The sequence below is a fragment of the Bifidobacterium aemilianum genome (assembly GCF_003315635.1).
Taxonomy (GTDB): Bacteria; Actinomycetota; Actinomycetes; order Actinomycetales; family Bifidobacteriaceae; genus Bifidobacterium; species Bifidobacterium aemilianum.
Genome location: NZ_PDCG01000014.1, coordinates 1 through 20863, shown reverse-complemented (window position 1 = coordinate 20863; position 20863 = coordinate 1). Strand labels below are relative to the sequence as shown.

16 protein-coding genes and 1 pseudogene are annotated in these 20863 nt (G+C 60.0%); 8 read left to right on the top strand and 9 right to left on the bottom strand.

Annotation, left to right across the window (positions count from 1 at the left end; translation table 11 throughout):
- Window positions 1-597: 597 nt before the first annotated feature.
- The 8 genes from CRD60_RS08070 (at window position 598) to CRD60_RS08035 (ending at window position 10816) form a co-directional block, all read left to right on the top strand.
- Window positions 598-1701 (top strand): glycerophosphodiester phosphodiesterase family protein, encoded by a 1104-nt coding sequence (locus tag CRD60_RS08070; RefSeq protein ID WP_113860764.1) that lies wholly within the window; start codon window positions 598-600, stop codon window positions 1699-1701.
- A gap of 270 nt (window positions 1702-1971) precedes the next feature.
- Window positions 1972-2991 (top strand): UDP-glucose 4-epimerase GalE, encoded by a 1020-nt coding sequence (galE, locus tag CRD60_RS08065; RefSeq protein WP_113860763.1) that lies wholly within the window; start codon window positions 1972-1974, stop codon window positions 2989-2991.
- Window positions 2992-3376: 385 nt separating this feature from the next.
- Complete coding sequence (locus CRD60_RS08060) at window positions 3377-5077, top strand: FTR1 family iron permease (RefSeq protein WP_113860762.1); 1701 nt, start codon at window positions 3377-3379, stop codon at window positions 5075-5077.
- 60 nt (window positions 5078-5137) lie between these two features.
- Window positions 5138-5758 carry an iron transporter gene (locus tag CRD60_RS08055; protein WP_113860761.1) on the top strand — a complete coding sequence of 207 codons (621 nt, stop codon included), beginning with the start codon at window positions 5138-5140 and terminating at the stop codon, window positions 5756-5758.
- A 55-nt stretch (window positions 5759-5813) separates the two neighbouring features.
- Entirely contained in the window at window positions 5814-7088 is a 1275-nt protein-coding gene (locus CRD60_RS08050; RefSeq protein ID WP_113860760.1) for a DUF2318 domain-containing protein, read from the top strand.
- A gap of 13 nt (window positions 7089-7101) precedes the next feature.
- A complete protein-coding gene (locus CRD60_RS08045; RefSeq protein ID WP_113860759.1) occupies window positions 7102-8409 on the top strand; it encodes an ABC transporter permease in 1308 nt (435 codons plus the stop codon).
- Window positions 8399-9604, top strand: coding sequence for an ABC transporter permease (locus CRD60_RS08040; RefSeq protein ID WP_201737253.1), 1206 nt, complete (start codon window positions 8399-8401; stop codon window positions 9602-9604). Before CRD60_RS08045 ends, CRD60_RS08040 begins: the two co-directional genes overlap by 11 nt.
- Before the next feature lie 387 nt (window positions 9605-9991).
- Entirely contained in the window at window positions 9992-10816 is an 825-nt protein-coding gene (locus CRD60_RS08035) for an ABC transporter ATP-binding protein (RefSeq protein WP_113860766.1), read from the top strand.
- Window positions 10817-10859: 43 nt separating this feature from the next.
- Here the strand turns inward: CRD60_RS08035 and CRD60_RS08030 are convergent, their stop codons facing one another.
- The 9 genes and pseudogenes from CRD60_RS08030 to CRD60_RS07990 form a co-directional block, all read right to left on the bottom strand.
- Entirely contained in the window at window positions 10860-11870 is a 1011-nt protein-coding gene (locus CRD60_RS08030) for a nucleoside hydrolase (protein WP_113860758.1), read from the bottom strand.
- A gap of 57 nt (window positions 11871-11927) precedes the next feature.
- A complete protein-coding gene (locus CRD60_RS08025; RefSeq protein ID WP_113860757.1) occupies window positions 11928-13031 on the bottom strand; it encodes a LacI family DNA-binding transcriptional regulator in 1104 nt (367 codons plus the stop codon).
- Between the two features lie 87 nt (window positions 13032-13118).
- Window positions 13119-14522, bottom strand: coding sequence for an MFS transporter (locus CRD60_RS08020; RefSeq protein ID WP_201737252.1), 1404 nt, complete (start codon window positions 14520-14522; stop codon window positions 13119-13121).
- A 275-nt stretch (window positions 14523-14797) separates the two neighbouring features.
- Complete coding sequence (locus CRD60_RS08015) at window positions 14798-15175, bottom strand: hypothetical protein (protein ID WP_113860756.1); 378 nt, start codon at window positions 15173-15175, stop codon at window positions 14798-14800.
- Window positions 15176-15290: 115 nt separating this feature from the next.
- Window positions 15291-15611 carry a hypothetical protein gene (locus CRD60_RS08010; RefSeq protein WP_113860755.1) on the bottom strand — a complete coding sequence of 107 codons (321 nt, stop codon included), beginning with the start codon at window positions 15609-15611 and terminating at the stop codon, window positions 15291-15293.
- Between the two features lie 389 nt (window positions 15612-16000).
- A complete protein-coding gene (locus tag CRD60_RS08005) occupies window positions 16001-16360 on the bottom strand; it encodes a TIGR04255 family protein (RefSeq protein ID WP_113860754.1) in 360 nt (119 codons plus the stop codon).
- Between the two features lie 319 nt (window positions 16361-16679).
- On the bottom strand, window positions 16680-17318 hold the full coding sequence (gene upp / locus CRD60_RS08000; protein WP_113860753.1) for a uracil phosphoribosyltransferase: 639 nt from the start codon (window positions 17316-17318) through the stop codon (window positions 16680-16682).
- Between the two features lie 278 nt (window positions 17319-17596).
- A pseudogene (locus CRD60_RS07995) lies at window positions 17597-18963 on the bottom strand (ATP-binding protein).
- Window positions 18964-19457: 494 nt separating this feature from the next.
- Window positions 19458-20231, bottom strand: coding sequence for a histidine phosphatase family protein (locus CRD60_RS07990; RefSeq protein ID WP_113860752.1), 774 nt, complete (start codon window positions 20229-20231; stop codon window positions 19458-19460).
- Window positions 20232-20863 lie beyond the last annotated feature (632 nt).

Sequence of the window (20863 nt, the reverse complement as noted above, 5' to 3'; positions counted from 1 at the left end):
GTTGGGCTATGGGGCGTGTCTGTCTGGTGTGTGTGCCGGCCGTGTCCCTGGCTGGCTGGTGTCCGCCCTCGGCCTGCCGTGGCGTGCTGGTGCTGGTGTGTTCAGTTTCCTCTAGGGGGGGGGGGGGTGATATTTGCTCCATTGGGTGCGGCGATGCCCAAGGTGAGCAAACCCGCGACAATGGCACGCACAACAGTATTCAACATTGGTATCCGAATCCTTTTACTCGTCTCTCATCTGACGGATCCATGTATAAAGCCAGTGGTGGTGAGGGCAACGAGGCTATACGCCTGTAGATAGGCGCAAGCTCAATTGTGATAATCCCGACCGTAGTACCGTCTGAATCTTCCCCCGTGATTCAGGACATGGACCAAACTATGAATCCAACTGGTGGATACTATATCACCAGAATCTGAAAGACCGCTGGATAGGCCAAGGTTGCGGCTGCAGGTAGTAAGGACCGGTGAGCATACACCGGGCTGAGTGGCAAGGATACGGACGCCAGCGACTATCGTGGTAAGAGCTAGATGCGCCGAGCAGGCGATTGATACAAGCCGCCGGGAAACGGCTTCCAGGGACAATCACAGGAGGAACGCCATGTCAGCCACACACATCCTCAGGGCCGCCCTACTTGCGGGGGCCGCGGGAGTGGGAGCCACCCTCTGGGCCATCGCCCCCCGCTCCTTCAACGACAAGCGCCGTAACTACGTGCCAGCCCTGCCGGACGTGCCCTATGCCCACCGTGGTTTGCACGATGCTGGCTCCGGCCTGACGCCCCGCTATGCTGCGGAAAGCGGCGAGTATGTGGCTCTGGCCCGGCGGATGGCCTTGAGGGCCGGCTACGGGACGGCGGATTTCACAGGCCCCCTGGCCCCTGAGAACTCCCTGGCCGCCTTCGCCGCCGCCGCCGAGGCTGGGTACGGAATTGAGCTGGACCTGCAACTGACCGCGGATGGCCAGGTGGTGGTGGTCCATGACCCTGACCTGCGACGGGTGGCCGGTGACCCCCGCCGGATTGAGGATCTGACCTATGAGGCCTTGACCTGGATTCCGCTCTTCCCAGCACCCGCCAAGCCTGGTGATAGCAAAGTCAAGCCTGTGCCGCAGGCCGACGCTACCGGCAATGAGACCGCGACCGTTGCCGCTGCCTCCGGCCAGGAGTCGGCGCCCGCTGCCGCCGTGCCGGATTACCCGGAGGCCCCCGAAGGCTACTACCAGCATGTGCCGCTTTTGGAGGACGTGCTGCGGGTGGTGGGCGGCCGGGTGCCGCTCATCGTCGAATACAAGATCGACCACCCCCAGTGGGGCGAGTATGAGGAGGAGCTCATGGCCAAGGGCAACGCCCTGCTCTCCGCCTACCATGGCCCCTACGTCATCGAGTCCTTCAACCCCCTGGCCCTGCGCTGGTACAAGGAGCACAACCCCTCGGTAAGCCGTGGCCAGCTGGCCGCCGACCGTGACCTGAAGACCGGCCTCAAGGAGCCGGGCAAGCTCCTGGCCGCCAAGCTCCTGCTCGACAACGTGGGTCGCCCAGACTTCATCGCCTACGCCTGGCAGGGCGGCTCCACCCCGCAAATGCGCCTGACCCGCCGGCTGGGCGCCGTCCCAGTCTCCTGGACCATCCGCAGTCAGGAGGAGCTGGCCCAGGCCACCCCCTGGTTCGACCGCCACATCTTCGAGTCCTTCGTTCCCCGCAGTTGAAGGTCGGTTGATTCCCGGAGCATTACAGAACTATTCGCCCAGACGAATAGTTCTGTATATGACGGAGATATGTCCATCCAAACGTCAGTCAGGCTGCTTATTGGTGAGTGGCTGACTTCCTGCCTGAGGGCGAGGGGCTGGACGACGAGCATATGTTGCAAGGACTATAGCCATGTCTGTGTTTGGGGAGTCTCTAGGCCAGTAAATCGGGGAGGTTGTGCTGGGGGGATAGGATGGGGGGAGTCCCAAGACGTGCTACCAGGAGGAACGATGACGACCATTCTTGTTACGGGAGGTGCTGGCTATATCGCCACTCATACCGACATCGAGCTGTTGAGCAAGGGCTATGACGTGGTGACGGTTGACAACTATGGCAACTCCTCGCCCGAGGCTCTGCGCCGGGTCGAGCAGATCACCGGTAAGAAGGTGCGCCAGTACGATGGTGACGTGCGTGATGCCGCGCTGATGAAGCGGATCTTCGATGAGAACAAGATTGACTGGGTCATCCACTTCGCTGGTCTCAAGGCCGTGGGTGAGTCGGTCGAGAAGCCCATTGAGTACTACGACAACAACCTCTACTCCACGCTCGTGCTGCTGCGGGCCATGCGTGACCACGATGTCAAGAAAATCATCTTCTCTTCCTCCGCCACGGTATACGGCGATCCGGAGCAGCTGCCCCTTACCGAGGAGAGCCCCACTGGCGGCACCACCAACCCCTACGGGACATCCAAGCTGTTCCAGGAGCAGATGCTGCGCGACCTGTATGTGTCCGACGACTCCTGGACCGTCGTGCTCCTGCGCTACTTCAACCCGGTGGGTGCTCACGAGTCCGGCCTGCTGGGCGAGGACCCCAAGGGCATCCCGGCCAACTTGACGCCTTATATCGCCAAGGTGGCTCTGGGTGAGCTCAAGGAGGTCCAGGTCTACGGGGACGACTACGACACCCCCGATGGCACCGGCGTGCGCGATTACCTGCATGTGGTGGACCTGGCCAAGGGGCATGTGGCTGCCATCGACCGCATCGACAAGCAGGGTGTGTACACCTACAACCTGGCGACCGGCAACGGCTATTCGGTGCTGGAGGTTATCAAGGCCTACGAGAAGGCCGCAGGCCACCCCATCCCCTACGCCATCAAGCCCCGTCGCGCCGGTGACATCGCCGCCTGCTACGCGGACGCCTCCAAGGCCGATCGTGAGTTGGGCTGGAAGGCCCAGCTGGGCATTGACGAGATGGCTGCCTCCTCCCTGAACTGGCAGACCAAGAACCCCAACGGATTCCGCCAGGCCTAAGCAGGTGGTACCGCTCTAGCGGCCAGGAATCATGGCGTGTCGCCTCGTGCGACACGCCTTTTGCACGTTAGGGCAGTGGGTTGGACCTTGCCGAAGTGTCAGGAGGCGTTTATGGCCTGGTTCATAGGCCTGCGGGGCGGAAAATGGCGGTTCCCACTAGAAAATCATGGTTCGAATCGGGAATGGTACCGCAGGGTAGGCGCTAAATCAAGTCTATCTTTCCTGGCGAATCTGGATTAGATTGACCTTATTGTTGACGATGAATTGCAACAGGTCAGCTGAAAAGTTGGGAACCATGGTAGGAACAATGCGTGACAGGTCTCGAATGAGTGGATCGACCGCCTGCGGTAACGGCGGCTGTAGGGCAGGTGTTGTGTTAGGCCCGATGCTGGCTCTGCTGTTCTTGTGCGCCATCCTTATCGGCAGTCTGATGCCCGCCGCTCGCGCCCAGGCCCAGGCTTCCGGTAGCACGGACTCTGCCGCCTACGCCACCTGGTCTCAAGCGGCGCAAGCCGCTGGCAAGCTCCTGTCGGAGGGCCAGTTCGCCTACGAGTCCGGCGATGCCACTGGTGCGGCGTCCGACTTCATGGCCGCCTACAACACGGTCTACATACCCTCTGGGCTGGGGCCGCTGACCGGGGAGAAGCTGGGTGCCGACCGGCGCTCGGCCATGGATGATCAGTTCCAATCCTTGCAATCCTTGGCCCTGGAACCTGGGCATGGGGACCAGATTGGGCAGGCGGTCCAGACCCTGTCGGTAGCGCTGGTCCAGGCGGGCCAGGAGTTGGATTCCCGGCCTGAACTCACCCAGCCCCAGACCTACGCGGCCCAGCAGGACGAGCAGATCAAGGCCGACCGCAAGCGCCTGGACGCCGCCAAAAAGCACAAGAACCATGGCAAGGGAGACAGGACCTGGACCGAAGTGGCCCAGGAGATGACCCCCATCCTCGACCAGGCCTACCAGAAGGCGGCTGATGGCCAGGGCCGTCAGGGGGCCGACCTGGTCAACAAGGCCTACTACCAGTATTACGAGAAGCTGGGCTTTGAGAAGAACGTCATGAACGCCATCTCCGGCAGTCGTGTCTCCGAGGTGGAATACCAGTTCAAGATGGTCCGCTCGGCCATGTCCTCCGGCAAACCCGCCAAGTCCGTCAAGCCCCAGGTCGACGAGCTCAAGGCCATGCTGGTAACGGACGCCAAGCTGCTCGACGGTGGAGCGGCCGACCAGGTCAACTCAGCAACCGCCTTCCTGACCTCCGCCTTCGGCCAGGCCTTTGTGGTGCTGCTGCGTGAGGGCCTGGAGGCCATCCTGGTGGTTGCGGCCATCATCGCCTACCTGGTCAAGGCCGGCTACAAGAGCAAGGTCAAGACCATCTATTGGGGCATTCTCGCCGGTTTGGCGGCCTCAGGAGTCATGGCCCTGCTCTTCTCCCTGCTCTTCAACGGCAACGGCCCCCAGCAGGAGATCCTGGAGGGAGTCGTGGCCCTGATCGCTATGGTCATGCTCCTCTATACCAGCAACTGGATGCTGTCCAAATCCTCAACCGAAAGCTGGACCCGCTACATCAAGTCGCAGACCACCACCGCCATATCCAAGGGCAGTGTCATCTCCCTGGCCATGCTCTCCTTCCTGGCCGTCTTTCGTGAGGGTGCTGAGACCGTCATGTTCTACCAGGCCATCTTCGCCATGGCGCCATCGGGATCGGCTGAGATCTGGATGGGCTTCGCTGCTGCAGCGGTCCTGCTGGTCATCATCTTCGTCATCATCCGCTTCACCTCGGTGAAGATACCGATTCGGCCCTTCTTCGCCATCACCTCGGCCCTCATGGCCGTCATGGTGGTGATCTTCGCCGGCGGCGGCGTCCACGCCCTCATCGAGGGCGACCTGGTCCCGGCCTCCTACATTCCTGGCCTGCCCACCAGCGATTGGCTGGGCCTCTATCCATACTGGCAGACCATTGGAGCCCAGATTCTGGCCCTGATCGTCGTCATCGCCCTCTTTGCCGTCTCGCTGGTCCGCCAGCGAAGGGCCGAGTGCAAGACGGCCCTCGCTTCGAACGGCTTCAGCGGCCAGTCCAAGCCCTAACTGTGGCTGACGTTCAGCCAGCAATCAATCCGAATATCCGAGAGGACAAAGGACAAGAACATGAAGTACAAGAAAATCGCAGCATTGGCCGCCCTGGTGCTGGCCGGCTCCCTGGCCCTCTCCGGCTGTGGCAACGCCAAGAGTGAGGGTACCCGCGAGTCCAAGGCGCCCCAGAGCTCCGAGTCAGGCACATCAGACAAGAAGCCAGGCTTTGAGGAGATTCCCATCCCCCCAGAGGACCAGACCAAGGGGCCGCTCACCATCGGCACTGTCTTCTTCCAGCCCATCGACATGCAGCCCGCCAACATGGGCCTCAAGGCGGCGGATGCCAGCCTCCATCTGGAGGCGGACATCCACGCGGCCGCCGACAACAAACTGGGCTATGCCAAGGGTGAGTTCGTTCCCGACCTGACCGTCAAGTACACCATCGAGAACAAGAACGACCCCAGCGACAAGCAGGAGGGCACCTTCATGCAGATGAACGCCTCCGACGGCCCGCATTACGGTGCCAACATCAAGATGGACAAGGCCGGTTCCTACAAGCTCACCTACTCGATTGAATCCCCGGAACGCAAGGGCTGGATGCTGCACGTAGACCCCGAGACCGGTGTGGACGGCCGCTTCTGGACCGAGCCCATCGTGGTGAGCTGGGACTGGGATTACACCCCCCACGAGTGGTGATAGATTAGGCAGGGCCTGAGTCCTGCCGCACGATTGAGAAGAAGAGTGGTTGTCCATGCTTGAACAGTTCATCACGGCTCTGCCGGGAGTGCTGGGGCCTGCCTTGCTGGTCATGGCCTACGGTGTTCTGTTGGCGGCTGGTCAGGGGCGCAACAGGCCCCGCAGTGCCTCCTGGCGGACCTGGGGACTGGTGCTTGGCCTCCTGGCGGCGCTTGTCTTCGCCGCTCTGAGGGCCACCGTCGTCATCAACCGGCGGACCATGGTCAATTTCCCAACCCTGGTCGCCTGCGTGCTGGTCGACCTTCTGGCCCTTGGGCTGGTGGTCTGCGCCGGCAGGCTGACCAAGGATTGGCAGCATCACCGTGCCGCACTGAACCTGGCCAATGCCGTAGCCGGTCTTTCCATAGCCTTGACGGTCTTCAGGGCCCTACCTGACGTGATTCTGCAGCTGACCGACTTCGTGGAGCCGGGCGCTCCAATCTTCACCTCCGCCATGCTGCTGCGTGCCCTGGGCTTTGTGCTGGGGGTGGCCGCAGCCATTCTCATCGCCGCCATCTTCCGCAGCCTGCGGACCACCTGCCCCCAGGACGCCTTTAGTCTGGCCACGTTCCTGTTGGTTGCCCTGCTCCTGATCCAGCATGGCACAGGCCTGCTGGCCATCATGCAGACCACCGGCAGCATGGTGCTGCATGGCTGGTCCTTCCGGGTTTTCATTTTCCTTTTCAACACCAACAACTGGCTGGTCATGGCCCAGGCCCTCGTCTTCCTCATACCGGCCGTGGCCTCCCTGGTGGCCGGCTTCAGGATGCCCCTGGCCGGAGTCGATGCCTCCGAATCCCGCAAGCACAGGGCCTTCCGCCGCAGCGCCCTGGTCTCCTTCCTCTGCTCGCTGCTGGCCATCGTCTCGGTCCTGGTAACCCTGACCTTCGGTGTGGCCCAGGCCCACAAGAAACCCGTGCTCTCCCCGCCGGAATCCTATTCACTGACTGATTCTGCAGCGACCATCAAGTTCTCCCAGGTTGACGACGGCCACCTGCATCGCTTTGAATACAAGGCCAAGGACGGCACCGTGATGCGCTTCATCATCATCAAGAAGAACGGTGGCGCCTACGGCATAGGCCTGGACGCCTGCGAGAACTGCGGGCCGGCCGGTTACTTCGAGCGTGACGGTCAGATCGTCTGCAAGAAGTGCGACGTGGTCATCAACCTGGCCACCATCGGCTACAAGGGCGGCTGCAACCCCATACCCTTCGACTACACCACCAAGGCCGGTAAGATAGTCATTCAGACCGCCGACCTGGACGCCCTGTCCTCGGTCTTCAAGGCCTAGGGGGACTGCGACCATGTTCTTTCTGAGAATGATCTTCCGCTCCTTCAGCCGCCAGTTGGGCCGCAGGATGCTCATAGCCGTGACGGTCGCCCTGTCCGCCTGCGTGGCTGTCTCCATGCTGGGCGTCGTCTACGATGTGGGCGACAAGCTCAACGCTGAACTGTCGACGTACGGCTCCAACATCACCGTGCAGCCCAAGTCCCAGGCCGTGGTCTCCGACCTTTACTCCTCAGCCTCCACCGGCGGTTCACAGAACTCCCAATCCGGCGTGGACACTCCGGCGGCAGTGCTCAAGGAATCGGATGTGGCCAAGATCAAGACCATCTTCTGGGCCTTCAACATCACCGACTTTGCGCCCCGGCTTGACATCACAGCCCAGGTGGACAATGCCAGGGTGCCCGTAGTCGGCACCTGGTTCGCCAAGGACATCAAGCTTGACAGCGGCGAGAGCAGCAGGGTTGGTATGGAAGGCCTGCGGCCCTGGTGGAAGGTTCAGGGGCGCTGGCCCAGAGACAAGGCTCAAGAGGCCATGATCGGCAAGGACCTGGCGGCACAGTTGGGCGGCAAGGGTATAGGTGACAGCCTGACCTTGACCATGGGCCAGCAGCGCGAGCAGGTCAGGATAGTGGGCCTCTTCGATTCGGGCGACGACGATTCCGGTTCCCTCTACATGCCGACCGCCCTGGTGCAGAACCTGGCCCAGATGCCGGGCGATGTGGACCGGGTGGAGGTCAAGGCCCTGACCACGCCGGAGAACGACCTGGCCCGCAAGGCCGCCCGCAACCCCGCCGCCCTGACCCAGGACGAGTGGGAGACCTGGTATTGCACCGCCTACCCCTCGTCGATCGCCTACCAGATCGAGGAGGTCATTCCCGATTCCGTGGCCAAGCAGGTCAGGCAGGTGGCAGCCCTCCAGGGCGACGTGCTGCAGAAGACCCAGGCCGTTATGATCCTCATGACCCTATTGAGCCTCCTGGCCGCCGCCGTGGCCGTGGCCAACCTCATGGCCTCCTCCATCTCCGAACGGTCGGCAGAGTTCGCCCTCCTCAAGGCCTTGGGGGCCAAGGACGGGGCCATCTTCCGTCTGGTCCTGGCCGAGACCGCCCTGATCAGCCTGGCCGGTGCCCTGGTGGGCGCCCTGGCCGGTTCCGGGCTGGCCCAATTCGTGGGGCATGTGGTCTTTGGGTCCGGCATCACCATGCGGCCCATGGTCTTTGTGCTGGTCCTGGTCCTCCTGACCCTGACCATTCTTCTGGCCTCTCTCTCATCCCTGAGGACCATTCTGCGGCTACGTCCGGCGGAGGTGCTGCATGGCAGGTAAACATTCAACCAACACCCGCATGTTCTTCACCATGCTCTTCGGAGCGGTCTTCAGGCGTTGGGGCCGGGCGCTGATGGCGGTGACGGCCTCCCTGGTGGGAGCGGCCACCCTCTGCTGTCTGGCTGCCGTCTGTCTGGAGATACCCCAGCAGATGAACGAGGAGATGCGCGCCTATGGGGCCAACCTGGTCGTGGCGCCCATCGAGGAGGCCGGCCAGGCCAAGGCTGGCATCGCGCCGGGCATGGTGGCCCACACCACCGATATGGTCACCGCCAAGGGGCCGGCAAAGCACGCCAGCTACCGCTACGACACGGTCCGCATCAACTCCGCCTCCTATCTCATGGCTGGCATTCACCCGGACCAGGTCCGCCAGCTCAACCGCCATTGGAACGTGGAGGGCGCATGGCCAAGCCCCGGCAAGGTCATGGTGGGCCGAGACCTGGCCGACACCATGGGTCTGAAGGTAGGCGGCTCGGTCCAAGCCAAATACCTGGAGGCTGACGGCAATGGCGAGTCCCGTGTCGGCGGCCAATGGCAGAAGGACAAGGTCTTGGGCCAGGCCTCCTACCGCGTTGCAGGCATCGTGGAGACCGGCGGTTCCGAGGACGACATCGTCTATGCGACCCTGGCCGACCTGGAGGCCCTGACCCAGTCCAAGCGCGGCACCGATGTCATCGAATACTCCTCCTCCGCCATGGGCGACCAGCTCACCGCCATAGCCACCAGCATCAACGAGATGAGGTCCATGCACGTCAAGGCCCAGACGGTCACCAAGATCTCAACGGCCGACACCCGGATCATCACCATGCTGCAGACTCTCTTCTGGCTCATTTCACTGGTGGTACTGGCCCTGACCCTGGTCGGCGTGGGCACCACCATGGCCTCCATCGTCTCCCAGCGCCGCAGCGAGATCGGCCTGCGCAAGGCCCTGGGTGCCAGTTCAGGGTCGATCGCCGTCGAGTTCTACGTGGAATCGGCGGCCTACGGGCTCATAGGTGGCCTGCTGGGCACCGCATTGGGCTACGCTTTCGCCTACCTGCTCTGCCGGTCGGTATTCGGCCGGACCCTGGCCTTCAACTGGTGGCTGGCCCTGGGGTCGGTGCTGCTGAGCCTGGTCATCGCGGTAGCTGGGTCCCTGCAGCCGGTGAGCCGGGCCTCGCGCATAGACCCGGCCCTGGTGCTGAATGGGGAGTAACCATGAGAGTCGCAGATAGGAATACTGGCAGATACCGATACTGGGGCCGATATGGTAGCGCGGCCGGGTGCGTGGGTATGTTGCAGCCGTCTGAAGTCCTTGGAAGGGCTCGGCCATGACAAGGATGCAGATGAGCAGGGAAGTCGCGATAGGGGTAGGAATCAGGGAGGTTTGGACATGATGATCAAGCGCAAGAGGCAGGACGAGGCCAAGTCTCAGCATATGGACAAGGGGCAGCAGGGCCTTGACGGGGACGATGAGTCCCAGCAGCTTCAGCAGGTCGGGCAGGATCCACAGAATCAGGAGTCAGGGCAATCTGACCAGTCTCTACGGTCCGACCAGGCTCAGCTGAGCCAGTCCAAGCAGACCACTCAAGCCAAGCAGTCCATGCTGCTGGACCTGGACCACGTCTCAAAAATCTACGGCGACCTCCATGCCCTGGACGACCTGAGTCTGACCGTGCCCGCCGGCCAGTGGCTGGCCGTGGTCGGCTCCTCGGGTTCGGGCAAAACCACGCTGATGAACATCATCGGCTGCATGGACACCCCGTCCAAGGGCTCGGTCCGCCTGGAGGGGCACCCCCTGGAGGACCTCAGCTCAGCTCAGTTGGCGGACGTGCGCAAGGATGTGGTCGGCCTGGTCTTCCAGAAGTTCTACCTGATTCCCCACCTGACGGCGGTGGAGAACGTGATGGTCTCCCAGTACTACCATTCGGTGGTAGACGAGCGGCAGGCCCTTGACGCTTTGGACAGGGTCGGTCTTGCCGACCGCGCCCACCACCTGCCCGGCCAACTTTCCGGCGGAGAGCAGCAGCGCGTCTGCGTGGCCCGCGCCCTGATCAACGACCCCAAGCTGATCCTGGCCGACGAACCCACCGGCAACCTGGATGAGGCCAACGAGAAGATAGTGCTCGACATCTTCCGCCAGCTCCACGAGCAGGGCACCACCCTGATTGTGGTGACCCACGACGCCCTGGTCGCCTCCTGCGCCCAGCGCGAGATCATGCTCAACCACGGCGAACTGTCCGGTGAACTATGGAACGATGAGGATGCCCACCAGGCCTACCTGGCCGCCGGCGGCCGCCCCGCCTTCAGCCATGATGCCGCCCCCGGCACCCAGCCCAGCGATCTCCTGACCCAGGACCTCCCCGTAGGCTTCGCCAACCCCACCAAGGCCGCCAAGGTAGGCGGGCAGACCACCAAGGGGGAATAACACAGGTGAGTGGGTTGGGCTGCTGCCGTATTCTCTACCTTCCCTAAGCGGGCATCACCAGTTGCGCCCAAGCTTCTATCAGCCCATCATTATCGACTCCGGTGCACAGATCCACGGTGATCGGCCCACTCATAGCTTGCGTGGGTAGGTTGGGATCGTTTGCTCTGTACAATTTTCCGTTGTTGGCAATGCGGACGTCCGTCTGCTCGATGGTCACCAGGTCGGGGCGGTTGATAGCGGCCACGGCCACCAGGTCATGGATCCACATGCCATCAACGGGGCGGGTGCGCTCGCTGAACTGCAGCCAGGGGACCAGCCAATCCCTGATCTCGTCTTTCCAAGGAGCCTTGGCGGGATCGGCTTGCTGGTAGATGGCCGACCAGGTCTCCTGCGACAAATGGGTGGTTCTGGTCGTGTCGAGGGGAACCAGGGTAATGGGAATTCCTGAATTCAAGACTATCCGCGCTGCTTCGGGGTCGACGGCAAAGTTGGTGTCGACCAGATCGCCGAATCCCAGGGTGCCGCCCATGGCGTATATGCGATGGATACGTTGTGCGGCCAGGGGTTCCTGACTGATGACCCGGGCAAGATTGGTCAGGGGGCCGATGGCGGCTGCATCCAAGGCTTGCGGTTGGGCAAGTAAGTCTTCGGCCAGTTGGTGGGGGCTGGATTCTGGTGGGTTGGACGAGGTGTAGGGGCTCAGGTCGTCGTCAGCACCTACCTGGCCTGATTGCCTAGAGGTCCATTCCTCAGGCGCTTCAGCGCAGCTGGCTGAATCCTTGCGTTTGGCTATCCACAAGTTCCTATCGCCGCTGATGGGTTGGTCGCTTCCCCGGCGCAGGGTGCTGCCGTCGTGCCCCAATGACTTGAGCAGTTTGGCGGCGCTCATATAGCCGAGGTCGGAGCTGGTGTTACCGAAGACCGTCCAAATGCTGGCCAGCTTCAGGTCAGGGGCTGTAAGGGCATAGGAGAGGGCTATGGCATCATCCACATTGGCTCCGGGTATGCCGTTTCCCGGGTCGCAATCGATGATCAGTGTGTGTTCCTTATTCATGACTTCCTGGTTTCTCTGACGCTGTAGGGGTGATCAAGTGTTCCTGTGTATTGCTTTTTATCGGCCTGTGCAGCCACAGCTGTGCCCAATGACCAATGTGTGGTTGACTCCTATGCACTCCAAGTCATCGCTGTTCTTGCCGGGCTCGAGACGAACGCCTGCACCGGCAGGCTTCGCGCCGTGGCGACTGCCGGTATCTACGGTATTCCCTCCATCCTCAACGTCCACAATGTTCCCAATCAGCACTTCAGCAATCCTTTTGGCCATTTGTGCATGTGGTAATTGGACGGCAGTGAGCGAGGGGACCAGGTAGGATGCAGCTGGCGTCCGGTTCATGGCAACCACGGCCACATCATCTGGAGCCCGCCGCCCGCTGGCAGCCAGCCCTGCCAGAAAACCCATGGCCTGCAACTCGTTGGAGACAAAGACCGCGTCGGTCTCCTCGCCGATCTGTAAGGCCGCATCGTAGCCACCCTGGCGGGTGTAAGGGGCGGAAATCAAAGCCCCTGCCTCCATATCGGCCTGCCTGAGGGCCGCCTTCCAGCCCCGGATGCGCTCGCGTGAATTCAAGCGCTCCTTAGGCCCGCTAATCATGGCCAGATGCTGGTAACCGTGTGAAATCAGATGTTCGGTGGCCATCTGGGCCTCTGCGTATTCGTTGACCTCGACCCTGATTCTTCGGCCTGCCTGCTGTCCTGCCGGCGACCCTGCAGGCTGGTTGATCAGGACCACGGTTCCGGGGTAGGAGTCGATGGCATTGAGGGGGAGGGGCTGGTCCACGCCGTACCAGACCAGACCTGAGACCTGCTGCCGTTGAAAGGCCTCAAGGAGTTCTAACTGCCGGGCAGGGTCGTCGTTGGAATCGCCGACCAGAAGGGTCTTGTTGCGAGAGAACAGCTCGTGTTCCAAGGCTTGTGCCATTTGTGCCAAAAAGGGGTTGGCCATGTCGGTGACCAGCAGTGCGTAGGTATCGCTGCTGCCGTTGGCCAGGGATTTTGCAATACCGTTGGGCATGTAGCCGGTCTTGTGGATGGCCGCCAGAACCTTCTGCTTGGTTTCTTCGGAGACGGGGCGTGGGCCCTCGTTGATCACGTAGCTGACGACTGCTGTGGAGGTTCCAGCTTCCCTGGCCACGTCGTCGCGTGTTGGACGTTTGCCCATGTCCTGCCTCCTTGCTCACTACTAAACAGTTTCCATTATGAAAGCGGCCGGGTCAAAGGCTACCCGGCTGTTTTGGAATCATTGCGCTTAGATGGCATCCTCAATCAAGGTCAAATCCCTGCCCCTTGTTTCAGGAGCGAAGAAGGTGGTGACCAGACCGATGAAGGCCATGACACAGAAGTAGGCGGCCAGTGGAATCCAAGAGCCGGTGGCAGCAAGCAGGGCGGAGGCGATCATGGGAGCGGTGCCGCCTGAGAGGATGGAACCCAGCTCCTTGGCGATAGCCATGCGTGAGTAGCGGTGCTGGATGCCGAAGAGCTCCACGCCATAGGCTGCCTGCACCCCGAAGATGCCTAGGGAGGCCAGGCACATGCCCATAATGATCACGATGCTGACAACCAATGGGTTGGCCGTCTGCAGAAGGTAAAATGCGGGGAAGGCGTAGATGACCAGCAGGGCGCAGAAGCTGCGGTAGATGGTGCGGCGGCCGAAGCGGTCGGAGAGCCAGCCGGCGAAGGGGATGACCGCGAAGCCCAGTACAGAGGCGATAAGTACGGCCGTGGTCGGCACGGACTTGCTGACACCCAAGGTGACCACGTAGCCAATCAGGAAGCTTTGGGAGAGATAGGAGGGGCCGTTCTCCCCGATGCGCAGCCCCAGCATCACGAAGAAGGCTTTCCAGCCGCCCTTGTCCTTTTCCTGCTGCTTGCCGGATGCAGCCAGAATGGTCTCCTCCTTCTTGCGATTCTCCTGGAAGGAGCGGAAAGCGGGGGTTTCTTGCATGGATTTTCGCAGATAGACGGCGAAGAGGGCGATGAGCACGGAGAAGATGAAGGGGATGCGCCAGCCCCAAGCGAGCAGCTGGTTGTGGGGCATGGTCAGCACCAGAAGCCAGACCCCCGATGCCAGCAGGGTGCCTGTGTTGGAACCGATGCCAATCAACGAGGCCACCAGTCCGCGGTGCTTGACCGGTGCGTATTCGGACAGCATGACTGCTCCGCCGGAAAGCTCGGCTCCAGCTCCGAAGCCTTGGCAGATGCGGCAGACCAGCAGCAGGAGTGGGGCCAGGATTCCCACCTGCTGGTAGGTGGGTAGCAGTCCCAAGGCAGTGGTGGACAGGCCCATGAGCATGACCGTGAAGACCATGACGAACTTGCGGCCCTTCTTGTCGCCGATGCGGCCTAGCACGAGGGCGCCGATGGGTCGGGCGATAAAGCCTACCGCATAGGCGGCGAACGAGGAGAGCAGGGCGAGCACAGGCGTCTGTCCGGGGAAGAAGAGCTCACCGAAGACCAGACCGGAAGCCAGCCCGTAGAGGGCGAAGTCCACGTATTCCATGGTGGTGCCCAGCCAGACGGCTATGATGTTGGTCCAAAAGCTCTTGCGCCCCTCCTTGGTTTTGAAGTTGGCATCCGCGGATTGCTCCGGCGGCATGCCGCTGGTGGCTGCCGCTCCATTGGACAGGGCGGTACCTTGGTGTGGGCTGGTCAATGTATCTGCCTCCTCGCAGTTGCTTTCGGCTGGCTAGGTGGTGAGAACTGTATCCTAATAGTACTCTACGCGCGTAGAGTACCAAGAGAGGAGAAGCTGTAATCACCACTGCTTACCCTACAGACTCTACGCGCGTAGAGACAGCGGTGCAACTCTCCTTCCCACCCCCCACGGCTTAGCCTATGTTGAAACCAGTGATACGTGGCTGTAATATCTACAGATTTGCGGCTTTGCTTGTTGTTGTGGTTCACGATGGCCTGAGCGGTGGATGAAACTCAGTCTACAGTTTTCATGGAGCAGAGCTGAAACAGCTCCTCATACAGCATGATTAGCTCCTCCGTCAGTTCGGGCTCCATCCCCTGCCCTTCATCCGGATATCTTTCAACTGCGATACATGGTGTCTCGAGAATTGCGTGAGCTGCGAAATGCTCCAGGGGGTCAGGTCTGGTGTTGAATGCCTGTTGCCCTTGACCATCAAGTATGGATAGGGCTTGTTGATTCGAGAATACTGCCAGAGCCACGGCTTGAAACCGTTGTGCAGCCTCTGTGGTGCTTGCTTCTCCGAAGATAAGACGAACAAGTGAGGTAACGTTTTCGCCAGGGCGAGGTCGGAAGAGCTTAAATGGTTTTATGTCCTCGAGATTGAAGGGCATCCCTCGTTTTTCTGTTTTGCCTGTGATCTTGCAAAATGCCCAGGGTCGCGAACGCAACGTGCGAGTTGCTCGTTAGGGCTGATTGTTGTTTCTTGTTCTTTCACAGGTATTGCCTTCAGCTATGGTTGGCAAACCCTTGAAGGGACCTGCGTAAGCGCTGTGAAGAAGCGTCTACCTTTCTGATCAGCTCGCTTTTGCCGCTCACTTTGATAACACCGCTGATGCCATCACTGCCGGATTCCAAGATAAATTGGTTATCTTTGTTGTGCCGTATGGAAAACATGATGGTGCAATTGTCTGTCGGCCATAGTTCGAGATGATCTAGGGCTACTGTTTCTTCAAGCAAATCCAACAGATGCGTCGTATAGGAAAAGGCCATAGCTGATGGCCGTTCCTCCTCAGGCAGTTCTGCACATTCAATGACTGCATTATCCATCCGGCTTCGATTGCGGGCAATGATTTCCTGACTGATCTTCGAGCATTGCTGAAGGGGGGCTGGGTGAATGCACCATCTCCCGATAGTCTCGAATATGCTATTGGTTCTTCCGTGAGACGATCAGAGGGTATCGCATAATCGAGATTCGATAGTGTGGGAATCATTATTCGTCTCCTTCGAATCGGCTCCGCACAGGGGCAATGAGGTTAAAAAAGAATCTATCTGCTATCTCATGCAGCTCGTCTACGATGGTTTCGAAATGTGCGGCATTCTCTAGTGGGTGTTGTTGGACCACGATGTCACAGATTGCCGAACTTTCCTTTGGTGAAGTATTGGCTTCCCCAAGAGAGACTTGAAAAGTTCTGTTTTCTGGGAGATTTACCAAGTAGTCAAAAACCAGGTTTTTCTGAGGTCTGGCCAAAGTCGTTCGTTGCTTGCTGTGGTAGGTTCGTACTGATACCTAAGTCTTCTTCTAAGAATGCGATAGGGGATTTCTTTCCCAACATATCATCCTTGAAGGCGTCCACATAGCGCAGTCTGACCCGATTGATGGGGTGGTCAGGTTCAAGTATGACTGAGAGCGGTCGTTTTGCGGACAGAATCTCTAGTCTGAATTCATCCCAGGTCTGGTATGAATCGTCGCAGATGATTTCAAGGTTGTTCTTAGCTAATCGCAAGTCAATATTGCTGGCGTGGCTTTCATATGTGACTTTATAGAGCGGCTCGTGCTGTTTTGCCTGCCGTACCATCCGCCGAGGCACTTGCCATTCGAATTCCGGCTCTTTGTAGTGATTGTCTGCCTTAATCTGCTAGCGGAGTCCGGTGGGACTCACCTGAGGTTCATCTCCGGGATTATCCCATCCGAGTAGGCATTCCGATAACATAAGTGGAGCTTTGCTCAGATGCTTCATCGGTTGCTTCCGTTCCGTTTCCTGGTCAGTTTGATTGCCGGAATACTATCTGTATTCTTACTATATGGCTATGAGAAGCAAACGGTCAACAGAGAGATCCTGTTGACCGCTGAGCTTTTCTGCCCTGGCCTTAGACAGAAGGCGGCTGGAGGCTTGCTTAGTCGATGACGCCGTAGAGGCGGTCGCCGGCATCGCCCAGGCCGGGCACGATGTAGGCGTGCTCGTCCAGCTTCTCGTCGACGGCGCAGACCACCACCTTGAAGTCGATGGAGGGGTCAAGATCCTGCTCCAGGCGCTTGAGTCCCTCGGGGGCGGCCAGAATGTTGATGGCCGTCACGTCTTTGGCACCGCGTTCGGCCAGGTAGTGGGTGGCGGCGACCAGGGTGCCTCCGGTGGCCAGCATGGGGTCCAGCAGGAAGCACTGGCGGCCGGTCAGGTCCTCGGGCAGGCGGTTGGCGTAGGTGATGATGTCGAGCGTGCTCTCGTCGCGCTTCATACCCAGAAAGCCAACCTCGGCGGTGGGCATGAGCTTGGTCATGCCGTCCAGCATGCCCAGGCCCGCGCGCAGGATGGGCACCACCATGGGGCGGGGCTCGGCCAGGTGCTTGCCGGTCATGGGGCAGATCGGTGTCTCGATGGGCTTGTCGGTCACTTCGAGCTTGCGGGTGGCCTCGTAGGCCTCCAAGGTCACGAGCTCGGAGACCAGCTCGCGGAAGATATTCGAAGGGGTGTTCTTATCTCGCAGGACGGTCAGCTTGTGCTCAACCAGCGGATGATCTAAAACATGCAATTCCATACCCCCTACAGTAATCCCAGGGGCGTTCAATTCCCTCCCCGGCCTGCTGCTGTGTTCTGAAGCGTTGACGGAATGCCGTGTCCAGCATCGCCCGGGAGCCATTGGTGGCTGTCTGACTCTGCAAACGTGAACATTCCCAATTTGCTTTTCCGGACCTTGAGCATTTGCTTTTCTCAACATTTCCAATTTGCAAACTAAGCCTCTATCAATGGTCAAGTGCCAGTTGTCGCAGATCAGCTTATGTGATTAGGAGCAGAATTAGCGTTGTGTTACCTCAGCTAGAGGCAGTGGGCCATGTAGAGGGGTAGATAGATCCGGTCTTCCTGCCGGCCCAGTCCCTTGGGGTGGATTACGTATTGGCTACCGACTCGCGTTCCGAATTGCTTTTTGGACTTGTCCAGTGATTTGGTGCCGTAACGGCGGGTGGATTCGACTTCGATGGGTGACACCCTCACGCGCAGGTTCGTATTGGCGTAGGGGGCAGGTATGAGGAAGTCGAGTTCCATGGTTTTGGCTGAGTTCTGCCGATCGTTGCTTGAGTAGAAGAAGAGGTCGTGCCCGCACGCCCTGAGCTGCAGGGCGACTACGTTCTCGGTCAGCATGCCTTCGTTGAGTTCGAGCTTGACGAAGAGGATGTCCTTGTATACGGAGTTGACCGAGCCCTCGCTACGCCCTTTGTGGAAGGCGTGGCCGACCAGGAGGCTGGTGTCGGCCATGTAGCATTTCACGGTGCTGTGGTTCCGGTCCAGCTTCAGGTCCGTGTGGGGGTCGGTGGAATTGTAACAGTTGTTGGTGATGCGTGCATCGGAGAGCCAGAAGAACGCGTCTTCGTGCTCCCTGCGGCGGGCCTGCGCTCCCAGTGAGGCGAAGCGGAAGCGTTTTTCGTGTTTGGACAGCTGCTCGGGTATCTCGTCGAAGACCGAGATGACCTTGGATTCATAACTCCGTGCGAACCGGGCTGCGTCCCTGCGATAGAGATCGAGGATACGGCGTTTGTCGCGGTCGACCTCGGTGAAGTCGTGCCTGGCAGCGTAGTCGGCCACGGGTTTGGGCATGCCGCCAACCAGCATGTACTCACGGAAGAGCCGCATGGCTGTGCGGTGAATCGCAGTGGGCAGGGGGTCAGGTTCTCGAAGGAGCCGCGGATGGAATCGGCCAGCGCCTTGTGACCCATTGCCCATAGGAACTCCTCGAAATCCCGTGGGTTCAGTTCATAGGAGTCCTCTTCCGAGGGGATAAGAACATCCTTGACATGCTGCCTGATTGACACCAAGGATCCGGTTTCGATGTAGTCATAGCGACCATCGGCCACCAACTGCTTGATGAAGGCTCTGGCCATGGGGAAGTACTGAATCTCATCGAAGATGATGAGGGACTCATGCTCGTGTAGCTGGACATTGAAATACACGGATAAGAATGAGAAGAACTGGTCGAGGTTCATGCGTTGGCTACGGAAGATCTTGGTGACCTCCGGCTCCACGATGGAGAAGTCGATAAGGAGATAGGAACGGTACTCCTGCTGGGCGAACTGCTTGACCAGTGTGCTCTTACCGACTCGTCTGGCACCCTCCAACAGCACTGCGGAGGCGCCCCGTTCCCTTTTCTTCCAATCGAGCAGTTGCTGGTACATGCGGCGGTGCAGTATGGTATCGGGTAGCATCTCTGACATGTTCAGCTTCCTTGGAATATCAATGATTACAAGACAGTGTGTCACGGAATCAAGGGTCTGGAACTGCTCGATAATCACGAAATCAAAGGTATAAATGTGTCCAATTCCCACGGAATCAAAGGTGAAGGCGAAAGAGGCTGAGGAACGGGCGGTGATTGTGGATGGGGAGGCAATGAGATTACGCCGTGAACAGGTGATGCGGTGAGCCACAATATGGTGGTGAATGCATCTGGGTTCACAATGAAGAGCGGCCGATAGTCCCTGTCGCAATTGCAACTGCAGGCTTCCTGCGGCCACTGCCTTATAGAGTCGTCGCAGGAAGCCTGCTTGGTGTGAACGCCGTTAAGCACTGACTGCACTCAATGTATCGGGGCCAGCCCTTTGCAAGGCAGGCAGTCGGACAGTCGGTCATCTAGTCAGTCAGCTCAGCGGCAGCTAGCCCAGCCAACCTGGCTAACCCAACCCAACTCTCAGGCCTGGCGGCCGCGCTCGTAGTATTCCATGGAGCCGATGGGGCCTACGATGCTGTAGTGGCCTTGGTCGTAGACCAGCTTGGTGACGGAGCAGTTGGGCTGGTCCGGGTTCATGTAGGCGGTCGGGTCCACGGCCCCCAGGAAGTGCCGCAGGCTCAGGCCCGAGCTGATCACCAGCACGTTGCCGCCGCCCTGCCTTGCCACGGTCTCACCAACCTTGTTCATGGCCCTGACCATCCGCTCCTTGACCTGGTCGGAGGCCTCGGCCCGCAGACCGTCGTCGAGGTCGGTGCCCAGAATGTTCGCCCGGTCCAGCTCGTAAAAAGCGTCCTGGACCTTGATATAGGCGTCCTTGCCCAACTTCTCGTTGGTCTCCTCAAAACTGTCGAAACCCAGGTGCTTGCTGACGGCGCTCAGTGTGGCGCGCGCATCCCGGCCCTCGAAGCTGCCGAAATTATCCTCGCGCAGGTCGGGGTCAACGCTAATGTTCACCGACTCATTGCCGGACCAGTCCAAGGCTCCGCGGGCGGTCTCGTAATGCCGCAAGAGGTCGCCGCAGTAGGCCGCAGTGAAGTTGATGCCGCGCATGCCCCTGCCCAGGCAGCGAATTATCTCGCGCCCTTTTTCGGTGATGGGGAAGTCCGACCAGCCTTGGTAGAGGCCCATGGCGTTTGCCGTGGTGTGGCTGTGCCTGCCCAAATAGATGGTCACCGGCTGGGCTGCGCGGCTGCTGGCGGGCTCTGTCGCGGCTGGATTGTCCTTGATGGTCACTTTGCTGATCCCTTCTTGCGCTTACTGCTGATGGTTCACGATCGCTGTTGATCATGGTGGCGTATGCGAAGCTTCTATACCAATCGCAATCATAACTTCTCATAGGGAACTTTGCGGTCTTTGCCCACTCTTGCGCTGTGTTTCGGATACGGCGGTGACGGTGTTGAATGGCGACCATGGAAGCAGATGAGAATAAAGAAGTGCGCCGAACCGTGAAAGCGCCTGTCGGCGCAAACGCCGCTCGCAGCGGCAACAAACGGAGCCCGGGGCTTAAGCACGGCCCGACGCGAATACCAGTATAACCACCGGCCGGCGCTCGCCACGCCCTTACGCCCGCAGCGTGGGGGTTGGCAAGGGATCTTGCGGGGAAACTGCGGGTATATGGGAATATGGGAGACCCCCGCCGCCTGTGTGGAGCGGAGGGGGACTTGAGAGGGAAGGGGATGCTGCCTGGTTGGATGCCGGCTGAGGGTGAGAGACTCCTTACCTATGGTGTGTTGTTGGTTTAGTGTCTGAGGTTGTGTTCTCCTTGTTTTTTGCGCAGGCTGTGCCAGATGGCTGCGAGGGTGGTCAGGGGTAGGAGGGTGCCGAGGGTGGGTAGGGTCCAGGCTCCTAGTGGTCCTCCGGTGAGG